Genomic DNA, 17,191 nt, shown 5'->3' with positions numbered 1-17,191 from the left:
GTTTACCAGCGTGGAATGGTGGTCGTCACATCCGCATTCTGCGCGCGCTGGCGCAGGAAGTGATCCATCAGTACGATCGCCAGCATCGCCTCGGCGATCGGCACCGCACGGATCCCCACGCACGGATCGTGACGTCCTTTGGTGATCATCTCAACTTCTTCACCATCGCGGTTAATCGTATGGCCCGGCACGGTGATGCTGGAGGTCGGCTTCAGCGCGATGTTGGCAACAATCTGCTGCCCGCTGCTGATCCCGCCGAGAATGCCGCCCGCATGGTTGCTCTGGAAACCGGCTTTCGTGATTTCGTCGCGGTTCTGACTGCCACGAAGCTGAACCACGTCAAAACCGTCGCCAATCTCTACGCCTTTTACCGCGTTAATACTCATCAGCGCGTGGGCGATGTCGGCGTCGAGACGGTCAAATACCGGCTCGCCCCAGCCCGGCGGCACGCCGTCCGCCACCACGGTGACTTTTGCACCAATGGAGTCGCCCTCTTTTTTCAGGCCGCGCATCAGTTCGTCCAGCGCCTCCAGCTTGTCGGCATCAGCACAGAAGAACGGGTTCTGTTCAACCTGCTCCCAGTCTTTGATTGCCAGCGGAATGTCGCCCATCTGGGTCAGACAGCCACGGATCACAATGCCAAACTTCTGCTGCAGGTATTTCTTGGCAATCGCCCCTGCGGCCACGCGCATCGCGGTTTCACGCGCGGAAGAACGTCCACCGCCGCGATAGTCACGGAAGCCGTATTTTTGCTCGTAGGTATAGTCGGCATGGCCTGGACGGAACACGTCCTTGATAGCACCATAGTCCTGAGAACGCTGATCGGTGTTTTCGATCAGCAGACCAATGCTGGTCCCGGTGGTACGGCCTTCAAAAACGCCGGAGAGAATTTTAACCTGGTCCGGCTCGCGACGCTGCGTGGTGTAGCGAGAAGTGCCCGGACGACGACGGTCGAGGTCGTGCTGTAAATCGGCTTCGGTCAGTTCGATGCCTGGCGGGACGCCGTCAACGATACAACCCAATGCCAGCCCATGTGATTCACCAAAAGTGGTCACACGGAATAACTGTCCAATACTGTTTCCTGCCATCACGGCTCCGATGTTGTTGTTTGTGTTTGAGCGTTGTGAAACGGGCCGAAGCCCGCTGGATTAATCTTTATAGATACTGAAGTGTTCACGCGCGTCGAGCAGTTGCGCTTTGGTCAGCATAAAGACGCCGTCACCGCCGTTGTCGAACTCAAGCCAGGTGAACGGCACATCCGGGTACTGCTCTATCAGATGTACCATGCTGTTGCCTACTTCACAAATCAGAACACCGTCGTCGGTCAGATAATCCGGCGCGCAGGCCAGGATGCGACGCGTCAGCTTCAGGCCGTCAGAGCCTGACGCCAGACCCAGCTCCGGCTCGTGACGATATTCGTTCGGCAGATCGGACATGTCTTCCGCATCAACATACGGCGGGTTGGTGACGATCAGATCGTACTGCAGCGTCGGCAGGTCGCGGAACAGATCGGAGCGAATTGGCGTAACGTGGTGAATCAAACCATGTTCTTCAATGTTGTGCTCGGTGACAGCCAGCGCGTCGGTGGAGATATCCACTGCGTCCACTTCCGCTTCCGGGAAAGCATACGCGCAGGCGATGGCGATGCAGCCACTGCCAGTACACATATCCAGAATGTGTTGCGGCTGATGGCCCATCAGACCTTCAAAGTGGTTGTTAATCAGCTCGCCAATTGGCGAGCGAGGCACCAGCACGCGCTCATCGACATAGAATTCGTGGCCGCAGAACCAGGCTTTGTTGGTCAGGTAGGCGACCGGAATACGCTCGTTCACGCGGCGGATCACACGTTCAACAATGCGGTGTTTTTCGCTGGAGGTCAGGCGCGCGGTGCGCATGTCTTCAGGAATATCCAGCGGCAGATAGAGAGACGGCAGCACCAACTGAACAGCCTCATCCCACGGGTTATCGGTACCGTGACCGTACCAGATATTGGCGGCGCTGAAGCGGCTAACCGACCAGCGCAACATGTCCTGTATGGTATGCAGCTCGTTTACTGCTTCATCGACAAAAATTTTATCCACTCTTTCCTCCAGGGCATGCTCGCATAATTTTCGGCGGCTAGTTTGCCATGAAGACGGCGATAAATCAGCAATGACGCGTGCCGCTTGAGGTTAAAAAATGCGTTTAGTCGGGTACACTATCGGAAATACGAGATGAGAATGACAAATGAAAAAGAAAACATCGCTCAGCGAGGAGGATCAGGCACTCTTCCGACAGCTGATGACCGGGACGCGTAAAATCGCGCAGGACACTATTGTCCATCGCCCACAACGTAAAAAAATCAGCGAAGTACCGGTCAAACGGCTGCTGCAGGAGCAGGCGGATAACAGCCACTATTTTTCAGATGAATTTCAGCCGCTACTCAATACGCAAGGGGCGGTGAAGTATGTTCGTGAAGACGTCAGCCATTTTGAGCTAAAAAAATTACGGCGTGGGGATTATTCACCCGAGCTGTTTCTCGATCTGCATGGGTTGACGCAGATGCAGGCGAAGCAGGAGCTGGGAGCTTTAATTGCGGCCTGTCGTCGTGAACATGTTTTTTGCGCCTGCGTGATGCACGGCCACGGCAAACATATTCTCAAGCAACAAACCCCCCTGTGGCTGGCTCAACATCCACACGTGATGGCTTTTCATCAGGCACCCAAAGAGTACGGCGGAGATGCCGCATTGCTGGTGTTGATTGAAGTAGAAGAGTGGCAGCCGCCAGAATTGCCCTGACAGAACAGCGGGAAGCATGCTCTGCTCCCCGCTATAGCACACGTCACATCAGATAGCTTTTGCCATCTTCAGGTTGCACGGACTCATCTGCCAGTTGAAGGTACCTCTGCCCGTTTCGTCGAGCGTGACATTGGCAATGGCGGATGTCGTGAACATCGGCGGGGTCTCGCCCGGGCAAAGCTCAGATACCAGATAGCCAACCAGTGGCAGGTGGGAAATGACCAGCGCGGAAGCGACACCTTCATTGTACAGCGCCTGAAGATAAGCGCTGACAAGGCCTACATCGCCACACGGGGTGAGTTCAGGGAGAACATCCACACTCGCAGGCAGGTTCATACACTCCCCTACCACGTCCAGCGTCTGTTCTGCACGCAGGAACGGACTCACCAGAACGCGTTCGATGTCCACTTTTTGACCTTTAAGCCAGGTCGCCATCAGACGAGATTCGTCGCAGCCACAGACGGTCAAAGGACGTACTGAGTCACTGGCGGCATCGAGTGCCGCGTCGCCGTGACGCATGATAAAAACTTGCATATTGCACCGCTTTTGTTAACCAGAATCACCGGCGTTAACTACCCGCGATAACTGCTGAGAGGTAGAAAACCCGATGGCCGGGCATTGTGCCTGATCCATTCGGTGAATGAAACGCTGTTTTTTACCTCAATGGCGTAAGTATAGTCAATCTCTGTTTACAAAATCGCCGGAACAGGTTCATTCACTTCAGGATTTACCCTTCTTTGACCTCAACTTACGAGGACAGTTTCCCTTGCAGGCCAAAATGTCTGGCCGCGTTCCGCCATCTGCAATAATTCGTCACACGGTGTAAACCGTGGACCATATTGCGAAGCCAGACGTTGCAGAATAGCAACCACTTCACCCGCGCCAAGCGTATCCATATAACGGAACGGGCCGCCAAGGAACGGCGGGAAACCAATGCCAAATACCGCACCGATGTCACCATCACGCGCGCTTTTGATAACCTGCTCACCAAAGCAACGTGCCGCTTCATTGAGCATCATCATCACACACCGTTCAGCACACTGAACGGCAGACAGTTTTCCCTGACCGGTGGTCGAAATAAGCCCATAAACAGAAGGGTCGACCTGTTTCTTGCTTTTACGCCCTTTCGCGCCGTAAAGATAGAAACCACGTTCATTTTTTCTACCTTTGCGATCGTCCTTCAAAATTGCGGAAACAATGTTTGCAGGCGGGGTAAAACGATCGCCATAAGCGGCTTCCAGCACAGGTATAATTTTAGTTCCGGTGTCTATTCCCACCTCATCCAAAAGTTGGATTGGCCCAACCGGGAAACCAAACTTGACGAGTGCTTCGTCGACGTGCTCGATTTTTTCGCCTTCTGTCAGCAACCGCATGGCCTCATTAATATAGGGAGCCAGAATGCGGTTAACGTAAAAACCGGCTTTGTCCACCACAACGATCGGTGTCTTACCCTGCATTTTGGCCAGTTTCACCACGGTGGCGATGGTTTGCGGGCTGGTTGTGGCATGCGGGATCACTTCCACCAGCGGCATTTTTTCTACGGGGCTAAAGAAGTGCAGGCCAATCACCTGCTCCGGACGCGCAGCCTTAGCCGCGATATCGCCAATCGGTAATGACGATGTGTTTGAGGCAAATATGGTGTGCGGGGCGCAATGTAGCTCAACGTCTGCCACCATCTGCTGCTTAAGCGCCAGATCCTCAAACACGGCTTCAATCACCAGATCGCGATGCGCAAAACCACTGTAATCCGTCGTACCGGAGATCATCGCCAGGGTTTTATCACGCTCACTCGCCCTGATATGGCGGCGTTTGACCTTCTGATCAAGGTTCTGCCAGCTATACTGCAGCGCGTGATTGATCCCTTTCGCAGCGATGTCTTTGATACGTACAGGCAATTTACCTTTGCTTGCGGTAACAAATGATATTCCGCCGCCCATTAGCCCACCACCCAGTACGCCAACGGCGCGTAGCGGAGCAGGTTTAGCCTCACTGCCCGGATCTTTTTTCACCTCAGTGCTGGCAAAGAAAATGCTGCGTAGTGCCTGCGACTGCGGCGTCATTGCCAGTTCACCAAAGGCTTTTGCCTCAGCGGCATAACCGCTACTGCTGCCCTGCGATAACCCGGTTTCAATAACCTCAAGAATTCGCTTCGCCGCCGGGTAGTTGCCTTTGGTTTTCTGTTCAGTCTTTTTACCGACCATACTGAACAGCAAAGCACGTCCCAACGGCCCGGCCAGAACGCGCTCGCGCACAGGTAGAGTACGTTTGGTCTGGCGTCCTTTCAGAGCCAGTTCGACGGCTGCCTCCAGCAAAATGGAATGAGGAACCACCTCATCAACCAAACCGGCTTTCAGGGCCTGGCGGGCACGCAGTTGCTTACCCGTCAGGATCATTTCGAGTGCAGTGCTGACACCCACCAGGCGTGGCAGACGCTGTGTTCCGCCTGAGCCGGGCAGAAGCCCTAACTGCACTTCCGGCAGGCCAAGAATTGTTTTTGTATCATCGGTACAGATACGACTATGACAGGCCAGCGCCAGCTCCATTCCCCCGCCCAGACATGCGCCGTGGATCGCGGCAATCACCGGGATCGGTAGCGCGTTGATCTCCGCCATCACCTGCTGGCCCTGACGCGCCAGCTCTTCGGCTTCCAGAGCACTTTGCGCACGGGCGATCATGTTAATGTCGGCTCCGGCAATAAAGTTGTCCGGCTTAGCAGAGATAAACACCAGGCCACGAATGGCCTTGTTTTCACGGATCTGCTTTAGCATCGCGCGAACCTGAACACCAAATTCAGCCTTCAGGGTATTCATCTTTTCATCAGGCACATCAATAGTTATCACGGCGACGTTATCGAGGCGAACCGTCAGATTAAATGCAGATGGCATATCCATTATTCAGCCTCCAGAACCATTGCTGCACCAAGGCCACCCGCCGCACAGGCGGTAACAAGGCCAAACCCGCCGCCACGGCGACGTAGCTCGTGTAATGTTTGCGTGATCATCCTCGCCCCTGTGGCGGCAAACGGATGACCATAGGCGATAGAGCCGCCCAGCACGTTGAATTTGCTTTGATCCACTTCACCAGTGGCATGGGCACGGCCCAGCACATCGCGCGCAAAACGCTCGCTTGCCAGTAACTGCACGTTTGCCAGGGTTTGTGCGGCAAAGGCTTCGTGCATATCAATCAGGGTTAAATCAGCCAGCGTCAGCCCTGCGCGATCCAGTGCCAGCGGCGTGGACCAGGCAGGCCCTAACAGCATGTCCTGCCAGACATCAATGGCGGTAAAAGCGTAGCTGCGCAAATAACCCAGGGGAGTAACACCCAGCTCTTTCGCGCGGGATTCGGTCATCAGGATCACCGCAGCAGCACCGTCCGTAAGTGGCGTACTGTTCGCTGCGGTTACCGTGCCATGTTTGCGGTCAAACGCAGGGCGCAGTTTTGCATAATCCGCCAGCGTCGAGGTGCCGCGGATATTGTTATCTTCCGTAAGCGGTTCTCGGTATGGCGGGATATAAGCGGTCATCACCTCATCAGCCAGTTTACCTTCAGACCAGGCTTTCGCTGCCAGCTGATGTGAACGGTGGGCCAGCGCATCCTGCTGCTCGCGGGTAATGCCATAGGTCTTTGCCATCTGTTCGGCGGTATCGCCCATGCGCAGACCAGTGGAATATTCCGCAACGGCAGGGGGTACAGGCATGAGATCACGCAGGCGTAAACGAGAGAAGAGTTTGAGCTTCTGTCCGGTTGTGCGGGCTTTGTTGGCGTCAACCAGGATGCGCGCCAGCTTTTTGCTGACCCCGATCGGCAGTACCGAAGAGGAGTCCGCTCCGCCAGCAATACCGGCACGAATAGTGCCCGCCATCAGGCTTTCAGCCACGTTAGCTACAGCCTGGAAGCTGGTCGCGCACGCGCGGCTGACGCTGTAGGCATCAGTATGGACATTCATTCCGGTACCGAGGACGATTTCCCGCGCAATATTGGGTGCTTCAGGCATCTGCACGACCTGACCGAAAACCAGCTGTTCGATGACCTCTGGCGGAATTTCGCTGCGAGCCAGCATCTCCCCCACCACCATTTTCCCCAGGTCAACAGCCGGTATGCCATGAAATGCCGTTGCCTGACGTGCAAATGGCGTACGCAATCCACTGACAATGGCAATGCGATCGCCCTGACGGGTAATAAGCGGTAATGCCTGACTCATAACACTCCCCTGTAAAATTTTTTGCGCAAACATAAAGTGGTCTGACCTGATACTAGTCTTAACCATTTTTTTACATTCAGCCAATCAGGGAAACGAAAAAGTGCGAGCTAAAACACAGAGAAGAAAAAGAAAATGCCCCTGCATGGCAGAGGCATTTGTGAGGAATGACACCGGGCAAAAAAGATTAACGCAGACCCAACTGGAAAATCAGCGTTTCTGCTTCGCAGGCGAACACAAAGTCGATATCCAGCTTCACGCCGCCTTCCACTTCGGTGAGGGTAGACTTGATGTCGCACGGTTCGGATTCCACATCACGCGCACGTTTGCTCAGCGCGGTCAGTGTCTCTTCCGCTTCGGCACGGTTGGTGAATACACGGCTGTAAGAGGCGGTGCAATCGGAGTTGTCCATGATGGTACCAACATCCATACAGCAGCAAACCGGGGTTTCATCAGCACTGCATTTACTCATAGCTCAATTTCCTCTGTATTCGCGCAAGACGCGAGATAAACACGATGCTGATATTTTACGCCCCGACGCGGGCTCTCTCCAGCCGTTAATGGCGTAAAATCGGATAAGTGACCAATATCACACTAAAAAATGATCTAAAACAAAAACCACCCTTTTGGGTGAGTCGCGATGGTCACATTTTTGCCAACCAGATCTCGTTTCAAGAAACATGTTTGAAAATATTAATAAACAAACTTGCAACATTCTAGCTGGTCAGACCTATACTCTGGCCACTGGTCTGATTTGTCTGTCATACCTCAGACCCTACACTTCGCGCTCCTGTTACGGTATGTAACAATTATTGAATAAAAATAACTCAATGAGGTTATGGTCATGAGCCAGAAAACCCTGTTCAACAAGACTGCGCTGGCAGTCGCAGTGGCACTTGTATCCACTTCCGCATGGTCAGCGGGCTTTCAGTTAAACGAATTTTCTTCCTCTGGCCTTGGCCGCGCATATTCCGGGGAAGGCGCCATCGCTGATGATGCGGGTAACGCGAGTCGTAACCCGGCACTGATTATGATGTTTGACCGCCCGACGTTCTCTGCCGGTGCAGTCTATATTGACCCGGATGTTAATATCTCTGGTAAATCGCCGTCCGGTAAGAGCCTGGATGCGGATAATATCGCCCCAAGCGCCTGGGTCCCTAACGTACATTTCGTTGCACCTATTAACGACCAGTTTGGTTGGGGGGCATCTGTTACCTCTAACTTTGGTCTGGCGACCGAATATGGCGATAACTATGCAGCGGGCACGATGGGCGGTAAAACTGACCTGACCACCGTTAACCTGAACCTGAGCGGCGCTTATCGACTGAACGACAACTGGAGCTTTGGTCTTGGTTTTGATGCGGTTTACGCAGACGCAAAAATCGAGCGTTATGCGGGTGATGCCGGTATGCTGGCCGCCGGTCAGATTCTTTCTCAGGTACCAAACCTGCCTGCAGCAGCACGCCCGGCCGCCATCGCCAAAGCCCAACAGCTGGCCGCCATCCCGGCCGATACCCAGATTGCACGCCTGAAAGGCAGCGAGTGGGGCTACGGCTGGAACGCGGGTATTCTGTATGAGCTGGATAAAAACAACCGTTGGGGTTTGACCTACCGTTCTGAAGTTAAAATCGACTTCGACGGAGATTACAACAGCAACATGAGCACCGCTGTCCCAGGTTTCCCGTATCCAACCGGTGGCAGAACTATTCCTGGTTCCCTGACGCTTAACCTGCCAGAAATGTGGGAAGTTTCAGGTTACAACAAAGTTGCGCCACAATGGGCAATTCACTACAGCATGGCTTACACCAGCTGGAGTCAGTTCCAGGAGCTGAAAGCAACCGGCTCTAATGGCCAGACGCTTTTCTATAAGGATGAGAGCTTCAAAGACTCTTACCGTATCGCGCTGGGTACCACCTACTACTACGATACTAACTGGACCTTCCGTACCGGTATCGCCTTTGATGATAGCCCGGTTCCGGCTCAGACCCGTTCCATTTCTATCCCGGATCAGGACCGCTTCTGGCTGAGCGCAGGTGCGACTTATGCGTTCAATAAAGATGCTTCTGTTGACGTAGGTGCCTCTTACATGCACGGTCAGACCGTGACCATCAAAGAAGGTCCGTACGAGTTCCGTTCTGAAGGTAAAGCCTGGCTGTTCGGTACTAACTTCAACTACGCGTTCTAATCACGCGGGATCAAAAAAGGTGAGCATCGCTCACCTTTTTTATTTACTGCGAATCAATATCTTTTAGTTCGTTTTCGATAGCCTTCGCGTTTGGATTCTCTTCCGGCTTCAGCTTACCGCCGTTGGCAATAAAGTCATGATTCTGGAAGTACGCTTCACGCACCATAATATACGGGTCAGAAGACTGGCGCAGCAGACCATCAGAGTCGAGCAGTTGCGCGCGTGTTTCAATCCCTTCCACCGTCCATTTACCAATAGACAGCGGCCAGGTTAGCCACGACAGGACCGGATACAGCGTATCCACCATATCACCGCCATCATCACGAATGGTGAAACTGCCATAGAACGGCAGATGGACATACGGACCGTAACCTACGCCATAATGCCCCAGAGTACTACCGAAACGGTGCGGCTGTTCACGCTGCAGTTTCGGGTTGGCCATACCTGCAACATCAATGAAGCCACCCATCCCCAACAGGGAGTTCAGGAAGAAGCGAGTAAAGTGTACCATCCCCTGATACGGGTCACCCTGCAGGAAGAAGTTAACCATAACCGCAGGTTCTTCGAGGTTGCTGGTAAAATTACTTAACCCATTACGCGCAGGTTGCGGAACATAATCACGCCATGCTACTGCCACCGGGCGAACCACATACGGATCCAACACGTTGTAGTTGAAGCTATACATTGAGCGGTTAAATCCTTCGAGAGGATCGGAGCGTCCCGTTTGCTCTCCAGAGCTGGCGCAGCCCACAAGCATCGTCGCGCCCAACGCAAGCGCCGACAGCCGAAGTTTCATAAATATCTCCCTGTTCAGTTTGGCTATCGTTGATTGCCATCCGTAACGGAACCTTTAAATGCTCCGTCTGTAAACGTGCAAGCGATTGTAACAGCACGTTTACCGATGTCTATGAGCACAATTACGGGCAGTAACCAGCGTGACTCTGATCTCAGCATAGCCTGGCTTTTGGAATTCGTTTCGCTGGCAATTTTATAATGTGTTTGAAAGAGATGTCTCGCCTTTGTTGCTATTGCCACCAATTTAAGAGCTTCCCCACAGGCAACCCAATAAAAACCGCTACGCTTAGAAGAAAATCAACCTGCGGGAGTGATTATGAAAGAAGTAGGCGAAGAAAAAGTGGATGAAAGTAACGAGAAGATTGAAATTGAGAGCGAAGAGAAAGCCCGCGGCGAGAAGATAGAAATTGACGAAGATCGCCTCCCCTCCCGCGCGATGGCGATCCACGAGCATATTCGCCAGGATGGCGAAAAAGAGATGGAACGTGATGCCATGGCCCTTTTCTGGTCAGCTATCGCTGCCGGGCTTTCAATGGGCGCTTCTCTGCTCGCAAAAGGGATCTTTCATGTTCAACTGGAAAGTGTGCCCGGCGGTTTTTTACTTGAGAATCTCGGCTACACCTTCGGCTTCATTATCGTCATCATGGCGCGGCAGCAGCTGTTTACGGAAAACACTGTTACCGCCGTTCTGCCAGTAATGCAAAACCCTACCCTCGGTAATTTCGGTTTACTGATGCGTCTGTGGAGCGTGGTCCTGCTGGGCAATATCATCGGTACAGGCGTCGCGGCCTGGGCATTTGAATATATGCCGATATTTGATGAACCCACCCGCGATGCGTTTGTGAAAATTGGCATGGATGTGATGAAAAACACACCAGTCGAAATGTTCTCCAATGCCATCATCTCCGGCTGGATTATCGCCACGATGGTCTGGATGTTTCCTTCAGCCGGCAGCGCCAAAATTGTGGTAATCATCCTGATGACCTGGCTGATTGCGCTGGCTGACACGACGCATATCGTGGTGGGTAGCGTTGAAATTCTCTATCTGGTCTTTAATGGCACACTTCACTGGAGTGATTTTTTCTGGCCATTCGCCCTGCCGACGCTCGCGGGCAACATCTGCGGCGGGACGTTTATCTTCGCGCTGTTAAGCCATGCGCAAATCCGTAACGACATGTCGAACAAACGCAAAGCAGAGCTTAAGGCACGGGAAAATGATGATAAATCGACAAAAAAATCGACCTGAATGGTGACTCTTTGAGCAGTCAGGCGGCGATGCGCTTAACGCAAAGTGTAAATAACGTTATACTCGTGCCGCCTCGTCCCCTTAGTTAAATGGATATAACGAGCCCCTCCTAAGGGCTAGTTGCAGGTTCGATTCCTGCAGGGGACACCATGACTCGCTCTCAGCGCACCTCTTAACAAGCTGATTTATATTATAAAATATTGCAATACTCATCCTATCAAGAACTATTTTTTCTAAAATGAGTGCCAGCTAAATTCAACGAGTGATTTTAAGTTCACTGCTCAACTAAAGATAAATTTATAAGACGTAACGATAAACCGGTACTCGACGGGTCGTGCCCGTCAGATTTTCAAATACCCATGTTTCATCCGTTGCGATCCTCATTCCCGCTTTTCTCAGACGCGACACCTCGGCTGCAATTCGTTGGATGCCAAACCAAAAAAGCGCATCAAGCGCAGTAACGTCCAGCCCATTCAGCAGCGCCCGCTTCAGACGTTCAGCTGGAACCTTAATTTCTTTGGCAATTTGCAAAAAGGGTTCCGCGGTGTGGGTGGTCGGGCTAAGGCGCCGTATGCGGGTAGAGAGACGGTATTGATAATTATCAGGAACTTCACTGAGATCCGTTTTCACACTCCAGACACAACCGAAGCGTTTACCGTTAAAAATGACATTTTTCTGGCTGAGTTCCAGTTCGTTACGTATCCCGGCTATAAGCTGGGGTGTGCGCACAAGCAGCAGACGAAAAGGTAACTCGAAACTAGTCACATAATCGACATTAAGCAAGGCAATACGTAAACGCTCTTCGGCTCCGGCTTTGCTCTCCCTGCATTCACTCAAAACATCATCCCACTGTTTTGTGAGGCGGGAAGGTTCATTCGCTTCTGTAAACCTGTACTTTTCAATCTGGTAATCGATTCGTTCAGTCACCTGGTTCTTCCTGTCAGTCACGTTTTAGCCGATAAAACAGACTTTATCAGCACCCATAGTTATGCTCCAGAGATGACGTGATACAACTTTAATCTGTCGATAAAAACCACAAAATCAATCACCTTCCTCACTGCCGCTTTTTTAAGCAAAAACGAGTAATAGCACATATCGTATAACGGTGCTACATTACGCCGCCCACCTAACGTCAGCAGTGGTCAGGCAACGCCGTAAAGATCGGTAAAGCCTGCAACCATAACCTTGTCCAACGGTCTAATCGGCACATGGTATCGCTTTATGCTTTACTTTCACCGGCTTTACATAGGTTCACTATTTTGTCTCAATCCCCATTCAAACGTGCGTTTTTACACCCGCGTTACTGGTTTACATGGTTTGGCCTTGGTGTACTCTGGCTGCTGGTTCAGCTTCCCTACCCTGTACTGCGTTTGCTGGGGTCAAAACTGGGAAGTGCATCCCGCTATTTCCTGAAACGTCGTGAATCCATCGCGCGTAAAAATATCGAACTTTGCTTTCCTCAGTACAATGCTGAAGAGCGCGAGAAACTCATCTCTGAAAACTTCAAGTCTATCGGCATGGCACTGCTTGAGACCGGCATGGCCTGGTTCTGGCCTGATGAACGCGTCCGCAAATGGTTTGATGTTGAAGGCCTGGATAACCTTCAACGTGCGCAGAAGCAAAACCGCGGGGTGATGGTTGTCGGGGTTCACTTTATGTCGCTGGAATTGGGTGGTCGCGTGATGGGGCTTTGCCAGCCAATGATGGCAACCTATCGTCCTCACAACAGTCCGCTGATGGAGTGGGTACAGACACGGGGTCGTATGCGTTCCAACAAGGCGATGATCAGCCGTAATAACCTGCGCGGTATGGTCGGCGCCCTGAAGAAAGGTGAAGCCGTCTGGTTTGCACCCGATCAGGATTACGGCCGTAAGGGCAGCAGTTTTGCTCCCTTCTTTGCAGTTAAAGACGTTGCAACGACCAATGGTACCTTTGTCATTTCGCGTCTTTCAGGTTCAGCCATGCTGACCGTGACGATGGTAAGGAAAGCAGATAAATCAGGCTATCGTCTGCACATTTCCCCTGAAATGGCTAACTATCCGGAAAACGAATGCGAAGCGGCAGCGTTTATCAATAAAATTATCGAAACCGAAATCATGCGTGCGCCAGAGCAGTATCTCTGGATGCATCGCCGTTTCAAAACGCGTCCCCTTGGCGAAGCTTCGCTCTATATTTAAGCCCTTCATAAAGGTTAGTTTCGCCAGGAAACTAACCTTTTCAATCACCTGTAATCACACCGGGTAATTTTTTTTCTGTGCGTCGCTAGAAGTGAATTTATTGCACTCTGAAATCAAACTGTCGCCGTTCCACGACACCCGTAAGTAACGGAAATTATTTGAAAAAATCCCTCTTGCCACCCCTCATTTTTAAGCGTACATTAGCGCCGTCTGGCAACAGGAAAGCACAGAATTCTGAGCTGGAGTTGATGGCGTAACGGAAAAATTCTCTGTTCCGTTTGACCGGATTTCAGCTCTCTATAATCAGGTGGACTCTGTTTTTAATGCGTACCAGAAGATACGCGGAGCGATGAAACGTGAAATATTTCTTTATGGGCATTTCGGTGATTGTTTTAGTCTGGGCCGGAACCTTTGCCCTGATGATCTAGTGAAGAACATGCAGTCAAAAAAACAGGAGCCGATGGCTCCTGTTTTTTTATGTCATGATGACGCGGGATTTTCAGCAATACTTTTTGATGAAAGCAGCCCGTCAGCACGGAACATACTCTTAATGCCCCTCACTGCCTGACGAATACGGTCGCTGTTTTCAATCAGGGCGAATCGCACATGGGTGTCGCCATAGTCACCAAAACCAATGCCAGGTGATACACACACTTTTGCATCCTGCAGCAGCTTTTTGGCAAACTCCAGGGAACCCATCGCCGCATACGGCTCCGGAATTTTAGCCCAGACGTACATGGATGCTTTCGGCATTTCTACCATCCAGCCAGCTTCATGTAACCCTTTCACCAGCACATCGCGACGACGTTTATACTGGGCAGCAATCTCATGAACGCATTGCTGATCGCCTTCCAGGGCAGCAATAGCCGCGACCTGTAGCGGCGTAAACGTGCCGTAGTCATGGTAACTCTTGATTCGCGCCAGTGCACTCACCAGCGTTTTGTTACCCACCATAAAGCCAATTCGCCAGCCCGCCATGTTGTAGCTTTTGGACAGCGTAAAGAACTCTACCGCTACATCGCGCGCGCCTGGAACCTGCATAATAGACGGAGCTTTCCAGCCGTCGTAGACGATGTCTGCATAGGCTAAATCATGAACCACCAGTACGTCATAGCGCTTAGCCAGGGCCACAACTTTCTCGAAGAAATCGAGCTCTACGCACTGCGCCGTTGGGTTCGACGGGAAACCGAGGATCATCATCTTAGGTTTCGGGTAACTTTCGCGAATTGCACGTTCCAGTTCGTTGAAGAAATCGACACCTTCCACCAGCGGCACAGAACGTACCTGCGCCCCGGCAATCACCGCGCCATAGATATGGATCGGGTAACTTGGATTCGGAACCAGCACCGTATCACCGTGATCCAGCGTCGCCAGCATCAGGTGCGCCAGGCCCTCTTTCGAGCCAATGGTCACAATGGCTTCACTTTCAGGATCGATATCAACCTGATAGCGATCCTGATACCAGCGCGAGATCGCGCGACGTAACCGAGGAATACCGCGAGACGTTGAGTAGCCATGCGTATCAGGACGCTGGGCAACCGTGCAAAGTTTCTCAACAATATGCGGTGGTGTTGGGCCGTCAGGGTTCCCCATACTGAAATCAATGATGTCTTCGCCACGACGACGTGCAGCCATCTTCAGTTCAGCGGTGATATTGAAAACATAAGGGGGGAGACGATCGATACGCGTAAAACGGCGTTCAGGACTGAATTCAGCCATAGATTCCTCAGATTAACGTTAGCGCCCGGACCGTCCGAGCGACGCTGCCACGCATGTGGCGTGTTTAGAAAATAACCTGAAAAAAATCATGCTGTCGAGAGGGAAATGAAAAAAAAGCGATCGCGCTAAAACCGGAACCCTGTTGCGTCGAAAAGCGGAAGCTCCTGAGTGGAATTCCTCTTTTTGATAGCTGTTATTTAACACAATGATATCAAAACAGTTACCTGCCGGGACGTCGAGAATAAAAAATCGGGACATGTCAGCGCACACCAGATAATCCCCTTTGTAAATTATGGTTTTTCCTCATTTGATAAACCTGACGGATAGCTGGTCAATACGCGTCAGGTTTTTTATCATGGCTCTTTCCCGTTACCCCAGGTCTACTCGTGCACGAAATATTCACTATGCTGTTGGCGGTTTTTGACCGGGCGGCATTAATGCTGATTTGCCTGTTCTTCCTTATTCGCATTCGCTTGTTTCGCGAGCTTTTGCATAAGTCTGCGCACTCCCCCAAAGAGTTACTGGCTGTTACTGCCATCTTTTCACTGTTTGCGCTGTTCAGCACCTGGTCCGGTGTGCCGGTTGAGGGGTCGCTGGTTAACGTGCGGATTATTGCCGTCATGTCCGGCGGAATTTTGTTTGGCCCGTGGGTAGGCGTCATAACCGGCCTGATCGCTGGTACCCATCGCTACCTGATTGATATCGGTGGCGTGACGGCTGTGCCGTGCTTTATCACCAGCATTATTGCCGGGGTACTTTCCGGGTGGATTAACCGCAAGATCCCGAAAAAGCAGCGCTGGCGTGCCGGGATCATCGCAGGCATGGTGTGCGAAACGCTGACCATGATCCTGGTCGTGGTTTGGGCTCCCACCACTGCACTGGGGCTGGATATCGTCTCGAAAATCGGTATTCCAATGATTCTGGGCAGCGTCTGTATCGGTTTTATCGTGCTGCTGGTGCAAAGTGTCGAAGGGGAAAAGGAGGCCAGTGCTGCCCGTCAGGCCAAACTGGCGCTCGATATTGCCAACAAAACCCTGCCGCTTTTCCGCCACGTTAACGCGGAATCATTGCGTCAGGTCTGCGAGATTATCCGCCACGATATTCACGCTGATGCCGTCGCCATCACCAACATTGACCACGTGCTAGCCTATGTCGGTGTTGGGGAGCACAACTATCACGACAACGATGACACCATCAGCCCTACCACCAGACAGGCGATTAACTACGGTAAAATCATTATCAAAAACAATGATGAAGCCCACCGGACGCCGGAAATCCACTCCATGCTGGTGATCCCGTTATGGGAAAAAGGTGTCGTGACGGGCACGCTGAAAATTTATTACTGCCACGCGCATCAGATCACCTCCTCACTTCAGGAGATGGCCATTGGCCTGTCGCAGATTATCTCCACCCAGTTAGAAGTGTCCCGGGCAGAACAGCTGCGCGAGATGGCAAATAAGGCAGAGTTACGCGCACTGCAGAGCAAAATCAATCCCCATTTCCTGTTTAACGCGCTGAACGCGATTTCCTCGTCCATTCGTCTTAATCCGGACACCGCGCGCCAGCTGATTTTCAATCTGTCTCGCTATTTGCGCTACAACATTGAACTGAAAGATGACGAGCAGATCGACATCAAGAAAGAGCTGTACCAGATTAAAGACTACATCGCGATTGAGCAGGCACGCTTTGGCGACAAACTCACGGTCATTTACGATATTGATGAAGAGGTCAACTGCGTGATCCCGAGCCTGCTTATCCAACCGCTGGTCGAAAACGCGATTGTTCACGGTATTCAGCCCTGTAAAGGTAAAGGCGTGGTCACTATCAGCGTCACCGAAAGCGGTAATCGTGTGCGCATTGCCGTACGCGATACCGGCCACGGTATTGATCCCAAAGTTATTGAGCGCGTGGAATCTAACGAGATGCCCGGGAATAAAATCGGGCTGCTGAACGTGCACCATCGGGTCAAACTGCTCTACGGCGACGGCCTGCATATTCATCGCCTTGAACCGGGTACCGAAATCGCTTTTTACGTTCCGAATGAACGTTCATCCGTTCATGCGGCAACATCCCTGTTACCCCTGGTGGAGTGA

Annotated in this window: 15 protein-coding genes and 1 tRNA gene; 7 read left to right on the top strand and 9 right to left on the bottom strand. The window is 52.0% G+C overall.

Annotated features, from left to right (window positions below):
- Positions 1-2: 2 nt before the first annotated feature.
- Together aroC and prmB are read right to left on the bottom strand one after the other, a co-directional pair.
- Positions 3-1,088 carry a chorismate synthase gene (aroC, locus tag WB237_RS01015; RefSeq protein WP_336209505.1) on the bottom strand — a complete coding sequence of 362 codons (1,086 nt, stop codon included), beginning with the start codon at positions 1,086-1,088 and terminating at the stop codon, positions 3-5.
- Between the two features lie 60 nt (positions 1,089-1,148).
- Complete coding sequence (gene prmB / locus WB237_RS01010) at positions 1,149-2,081, bottom strand: 50S ribosomal protein L3 N(5)-glutamine methyltransferase (protein WP_336209504.1); 933 nt, start codon at positions 2,079-2,081, stop codon at positions 1,149-1,151.
- A 145-nt stretch (positions 2,082-2,226) separates the two neighbouring features.
- On the opposite strand from prmB, the gene smrB reads away from it, so the two are divergent.
- Positions 2,227-2,778 (top strand): endonuclease SmrB, encoded by a 552-nt coding sequence (gene smrB, locus WB237_RS01005; RefSeq protein ID WP_008502613.1) that lies wholly within the window; start codon positions 2,227-2,229, stop codon positions 2,776-2,778.
- A gap of 48 nt (positions 2,779-2,826) precedes the next feature.
- Here the strand turns inward: smrB and sixA are convergent, their stop codons facing one another.
- The 4 genes from sixA to WB237_RS00985 form a co-directional block, all read right to left on the bottom strand.
- Positions 2,827-3,312 (bottom strand): phosphohistidine phosphatase SixA, encoded by a 486-nt coding sequence (gene sixA, locus WB237_RS01000; protein WP_028016199.1) that lies wholly within the window; start codon positions 3,310-3,312, stop codon positions 2,827-2,829.
- A 209-nt stretch (positions 3,313-3,521) separates the two neighbouring features.
- The gene (gene fadJ / locus WB237_RS00995; RefSeq protein ID WP_336209503.1) at positions 3,522-5,669 is read right to left on the bottom strand and encodes a fatty acid oxidation complex subunit alpha FadJ; all 2,148 of its coding nucleotides are present in this window, start codon (positions 5,667-5,669) and stop codon (positions 3,522-3,524) included.
- Positions 5,669-6,979, bottom strand: a complete 1,311-nt coding sequence (fadI, locus tag WB237_RS00990) for an acetyl-CoA C-acyltransferase FadI (RefSeq protein WP_336209502.1) — start codon at positions 6,977-6,979, stop codon at positions 5,669-5,671. Before fadI ends, fadJ begins: the two co-directional genes overlap by 1 nt.
- Positions 6,980-7,163: 184 nt before the next feature.
- Entirely contained in the window at positions 7,164-7,448 is a 285-nt protein-coding gene (locus WB237_RS00985) for a YfcZ/YiiS family protein (RefSeq protein WP_028016196.1), read from the bottom strand.
- 372 nt (positions 7,449-7,820) lie between these two features.
- On the opposite strand from WB237_RS00985, the gene fadL reads away from it, so the two are divergent.
- A complete protein-coding gene (gene fadL / locus WB237_RS00980) occupies positions 7,821-9,161 on the top strand; it encodes a long-chain fatty acid transporter FadL (RefSeq protein ID WP_165383573.1) in 1,341 nt (446 codons plus the stop codon).
- A 43-nt stretch (positions 9,162-9,204) separates the two neighbouring features.
- On the opposite strand, the gene mlaA is transcribed toward fadL, so the two are convergent.
- The gene (gene mlaA / locus WB237_RS00975; RefSeq protein WP_114977611.1) at positions 9,205-9,957 is read right to left on the bottom strand and encodes a phospholipid-binding lipoprotein MlaA; all 753 of its coding nucleotides are present in this window, start codon (positions 9,955-9,957) and stop codon (positions 9,205-9,207) included.
- 315 nt (positions 9,958-10,272) lie between these two features.
- Between mlaA and WB237_RS00970 the strand changes: the two genes are divergently transcribed.
- Both WB237_RS00970 and WB237_RS00965 read left to right on the top strand, forming a co-directional pair.
- The gene (locus WB237_RS00970) at positions 10,273-11,202 is read left to right on the top strand and encodes a formate/nitrite transporter family protein (RefSeq protein WP_336209500.1); all 930 of its coding nucleotides are present in this window, start codon (positions 10,273-10,275) and stop codon (positions 11,200-11,202) included.
- A 75-nt stretch (positions 11,203-11,277) separates the two neighbouring features.
- Positions 11,278-11,352 (top strand) — tRNA-Arg (locus WB237_RS00965).
- Positions 11,353-11,499: 147 nt separating this feature from the next.
- Here the strand turns inward: WB237_RS00965 and WB237_RS00960 are convergent.
- A complete protein-coding gene (locus WB237_RS00960; RefSeq protein ID WP_336209498.1) occupies positions 11,500-12,129 on the bottom strand; it encodes a helix-turn-helix domain-containing protein in 630 nt (209 codons plus the stop codon).
- A gap of 281 nt (positions 12,130-12,410) precedes the next feature.
- On the opposite strand from WB237_RS00960, the gene lpxP reads away from it, so the two are divergent.
- On the top strand, positions 12,411-13,379 hold the full coding sequence (gene lpxP / locus WB237_RS00955; RefSeq protein WP_442892454.1) for a kdo(2)-lipid IV(A) palmitoleoyltransferase: 969 nt from the start codon (positions 12,411-12,413) through the stop codon (positions 13,377-13,379).
- 356 nt (positions 13,380-13,735) lie between these two features.
- A complete protein-coding gene (gene ypdK / locus WB237_RS00950; protein WP_099458937.1) occupies positions 13,736-13,807 on the top strand; it encodes a membrane protein YpdK in 72 nt (23 codons plus the stop codon).
- A 52-nt stretch (positions 13,808-13,859) separates the two neighbouring features.
- Here ypdK and alaC read toward each other — a convergent pair whose 3' ends face one another.
- The gene (gene alaC, locus WB237_RS00945) at positions 13,860-15,098 is read right to left on the bottom strand and encodes an alanine transaminase (RefSeq protein WP_049007114.1); all 1,239 of its coding nucleotides are present in this window, start codon (positions 15,096-15,098) and stop codon (positions 13,860-13,862) included.
- Between the two features lie 386 nt (positions 15,099-15,484).
- On the opposite strand from alaC, the gene WB237_RS00940 reads away from it, so the two are divergent.
- Positions 15,485-17,191, top strand: a complete 1,707-nt coding sequence (locus WB237_RS00940) for a sensor histidine kinase (RefSeq protein WP_028016189.1) — start codon at positions 15,485-15,487, stop codon at positions 17,189-17,191.

The organism is Enterobacter sp. P82 (assembly GCF_037053385.1).
Taxonomy (GTDB): Bacteria; Pseudomonadota; Gammaproteobacteria; order Enterobacterales; family Enterobacteriaceae; genus Enterobacter.
Note: the sequence above shows the minus strand (reverse complement) of the source record. Positions and strands in the feature narration are given on the sequence as shown.

What these genes read in the sequence shown, in the direction of transcription:
- WB237_RS00985 (WP_028016196.1), bottom strand. Translation starts at nt 7,448, where the DNA reads ATGAGTAAATGCAGTGCTGATGAAACCCCGGTTTGCTGCTGTATGGAT.
- alaC (WP_049007114.1), bottom strand. Translation starts at nt 15,098, where the DNA reads ATGGCTGAATTCAGTCCTGAACGCCGTTTTACGCGTATCGATCGTCTC.
- lpxP (WP_442892454.1), top strand. Translation starts at nt 12,411, where the DNA reads ATGGTATCGCTTTATGCTTTACTTTCACCGGCTTTACATAGGTTCACT.
- mlaA (WP_114977611.1), bottom strand. Translation starts at nt 9,957, where the DNA reads ATGAAACTTCGGCTGTCGGCGCTTGCGTTGGGCGCGACGATGCTTGTG.
- fadJ (WP_336209503.1), bottom strand. Translation starts at nt 5,669, where the DNA reads ATGGATATGCCATCTGCATTTAATCTGACGGTTCGCCTCGATAACGTC.
- aroC (WP_336209505.1), bottom strand. Translation starts at nt 1,088, where the DNA reads ATGGCAGGAAACAGTATTGGACAGTTATTCCGTGTGACCACTTTTGGT.
- fadL (WP_165383573.1), top strand. Translation starts at nt 7,821, where the DNA reads ATGAGCCAGAAAACCCTGTTCAACAAGACTGCGCTGGCAGTCGCAGTG.
- WB237_RS00970 (WP_336209500.1), top strand. Translation starts at nt 10,273, where the DNA reads ATGAAAGAAGTAGGCGAAGAAAAAGTGGATGAAAGTAACGAGAAGATT.
- fadI (WP_336209502.1), bottom strand. Translation starts at nt 6,979, where the DNA reads ATGAGTCAGGCATTACCGCTTATTACCCGTCAGGGCGATCGCATTGCC.
- smrB (WP_008502613.1), top strand. Translation starts at nt 2,227, where the DNA reads ATGAAAAAGAAAACATCGCTCAGCGAGGAGGATCAGGCACTCTTCCGA.
- sixA (WP_028016199.1), bottom strand. Translation starts at nt 3,312, where the DNA reads ATGCAAGTTTTTATCATGCGTCACGGCGACGCGGCACTCGATGCCGCC.